At 63.1% G+C, this 2,799-nt stretch carries 3 protein-coding genes; all 3 read right to left on the bottom strand.

Going from position 1 to position 2,799, the window contains the following annotated elements; translation table 11 throughout:
• Positions 1-150 precede the first annotated feature (150 nt).
• Complete coding sequence (locus tag Q0X16_RS01020; protein ID WP_074546695.1) at positions 151-546, bottom strand: ATPase; 396 nt, start codon at positions 544-546, stop codon at positions 151-153.
• A 331-nt stretch (positions 547-877) separates the two neighbouring features.
• Positions 878-1,942: a PDDEXK nuclease domain-containing protein gene (locus Q0X16_RS01015; RefSeq protein WP_074546694.1), complete on the bottom strand. Its 1,065-nt coding sequence runs from the start codon at positions 1,940-1,942 to the stop codon at positions 878-880.
• On the bottom strand, positions 1,939-2,799 hold an 861-nt coding region (locus tag Q0X16_RS01010), incomplete at its 5' end, for a site-specific integrase (RefSeq protein WP_297829710.1). The genes Q0X16_RS01010 and Q0X16_RS01015, both read right to left, overlap by 4 nt.

The following is a 2,799-nucleotide window of genomic DNA, read 5'->3' as shown; positions in this document are numbered from 1 at the left end:
CACATCCGCTCAGCCGTCCAACACCAAAATCCATTCTTTGAAAGTGATAGCTACAAAGACCCAAGGAGCCAGAACCCACACCAGATTCCGGATACCCAAAAGAAAGGCGCGTCGCCCCGAAGGACGATGCGCCGGGTTGTCGGCGTGCGATCAGTTCGCCGCCGGTGCAACCATCGACTGCAACTGCTCAATGACGCCGGGTTCGACGAACACGCACGGCTGGTTGGCTGCGATCGGCAAGTTGAACACGCGAGCGAACACCTCGCGTTTCAGGTGCGCCAGGCGACCCGTGCGATATGCCTGTTCGGGCTTTACGTTCGCACCGCCCGCCGGCGAGCCGCTGCGCTGCGGATCGCATTCGATGAGTGCGACAAAGCCATCGTCGGACAGCTTCTGGTGTTCGGCGCACAGGCCCCAGCCGGTGGCCGTGTGGTGCTCCATGCTCGCGCGCAGGCGGCGATCCAGCAGGATGGCGCCGGTGTCGAAGCGAACGCCGCAGACAAGGCAAACGTGTTGTTCAAGGGAAACGTGCGATTTGTCGTTCATGACGATCTCCGGTTGCACGGGCGGAATTGCCCGGAACCGTCGCCAGCACGGCGCAGCGCAAGCAGTCAGGGGGCAAAGCCGGCCGCCAGGACGCCAGCGCGCTATACGCGCGCAGCCCTTGACGGCGAGAACGCCGTGATACGGTGAAGGGAACAGCAAGACCGCCCCACACTCCGCCCGACAATCCGCAGTGCAAGTGGAGCGCGCAGGCCCGCGAGGGCCGAAGGCGTCAGGGATCAAAGCCGGATGGCCGCGACTCGGCACGAGGCGCGGGGCGAAGCCCGCGAGCCCGACGGCGGAACGCCGGGACGCACGAATGCTTTGAATGGAACTACTCTTTGTCCTTCCTGCGCTGCTCGATCCGCAATTGCGCTCGATGGGTAGCTTGCTGCAGTCGCTCCACCAACACGGCGCGCGGCGGCAAGCTGGTCAGGTATTCGGCGACATGGATGCCGGACTTGTCCAATTCCAGCAACTCGATCTGCTCGCGCTTCTTGCCGGTGCAAAGGATGATCCCCAGCGGCGAAGCTTCCTCCGGCTCCCGTTCGTACTTGTCGAGCCAGCGCAGGTAAAGCTCCATCTGCCCCTTGTAGGCGGCCTTGAAGTCTCCGATCTTCAACTCCACCGCTACCAGCCGCCGCAGCTTGCGGTTGTAAAACAGCAGGTCAAGGTGGAAATCATCGTCGTCGATCTGGATGCGCTTCTGTCGGGCCACGAAGCTGAAACCGGCGCCCAGCTCCAGCAAGAACGACTCCATTTCGCGGATGATCGCCGCCTCCAGATCGCCTTCCTGCCAGGTGTCCCGCAATCCCAGGAAGTCGAGGATGTACGGGTCGCGCATGACCAGGGCGGGCGACATGCGCTGCGCATCGCGCATCGTGGCCAGCTCCTTCGCGATCGTCTCGCCCGGCTTCTTGGATAGGGCCGTGCGTTCGTATAGCATCGAGTCGATGCGCTCGCGCAGCGTCCGCACGCTCCAGCGTTCGGCGCCTGCCATCTGCGCGTAGTAGTCCCGCTGGAGCGGGTCTTTCAGCGGGATGAGGGCGATGAAATGCGTCCAGCTCAATTGTCGTATCAGTGATACGACAATCTGCTCGTCGGGAAAGGTGGCGGCGAACTGCACCATACGGCGCAGGTTCTTGACCCCGAAACTGCTGCCGTATTCCTTCACCAACTGCGCCGCCAAGGTCAACACGACTTCCTCGCCGTAGTCGGCCCGCCGGCCCTCCAAGACTTGCGTGTGGATGCGCTGGCCGATGCGCCAGTAGAGCATCGTCAACTCGCTATTCACCGTCGAAGCGGCGCGCTGCCGCGCCGCCTCGATCAGTGTCCGAATGTCACTCAGCAATGCCGACGGCACTGCGGACGATGCCACGGATGACCGGCGCCCGTTCATGCCGCCCCCTCGGCCAGCTGGCGAGCGCCCGTAATGGCTTGGCGCCGGCTCGCCACCAGCTCGGCCGCATCGCGCACCGGCTTGTCCTCGGTGTGAACGTAGTGCATGAACATCGCCACGGTTTTGTGGCCCGTCAGCTTCATGCCTACCTTGGTCGGCACGCCAGAATTGGCAATGTCGGTCGTCGAGCGATGGCGGATGCCGTGCGTGCCGACATGTGGCACACCGGCGGCCTTGAGCACGCGCTTCCAGCCGCTGTAATGCTCGCCAAAGGTCAGGTGCTTGCTCGGGTCGTTGGGCGATGGCAGAACGTAAGGACAGCCTTCCCGACGCGGCGCTGTCGAAAGCAGCCGATAGGCTTCCGCGCTCATGGGCTTGGAAATGCCGCCGGTCTTGCTGTCGGGCCACACCACGCGCCGCTTCTCGAAATCCAGCCAGTCCCATTCGAGCGGGCAGATTTCGGAACGTCGCGCGGCGAACTCGAATTGCAGGCGGATCGCCAGCGGGATGACATAGTTTTCGAGCCCTTCCGCCTCCAGCTTCTCCAAGTGGCGGAAGATCAGTACCAGCTCGTCGTCCACGATGAGCCGGGTTTCCTTGCCAGGTGGGTACATCGGAACGTGCCGGCACGGGTTGGTGCCATCCGGTCGCAGGCCCCATACCTCTGCCATGTTGAACATCTTGCGCAGCACTCCGAAGGTGCGGTTGGCTTCGGCCGGCTTGTAGGCCAGTTTTTTCATCAGTGCCGCGATGTCGGGACGCTTTACGTCCTGCACCTTCATCCGGCCCATGATAGGGATGATGTTGCGGTTGATGACGCCCCAGTAGCCGCGCTGGGTGGTTGGCTTGTTGCGTTG

Source organism: Thermomonas sp. (assembly GCF_025993755.1).
In the GTDB taxonomy this organism is placed as follows: domain Bacteria; phylum Pseudomonadota; class Gammaproteobacteria; order Xanthomonadales; family Xanthomonadaceae; genus Thermomonas.
Note: the sequence above shows the minus strand (reverse complement) of the source record. Positions and strands in the feature narration are given on the sequence as shown.

Excerpts from the sequence above, each read along its gene's own strand:
- Q0X16_RS01015 (WP_074546694.1), bottom strand. The coding sequence starts at position 1,942 with ATGAACGGGCGCCGGTCATCCGTGGCATCGTCCGCAGTGCCGTCGGCA.
- Q0X16_RS01020 (WP_074546695.1), bottom strand. The coding sequence starts at position 546 with ATGAACGACAAATCGCACGTTTCCCTTGAACAACACGTTTGCCTTGTC.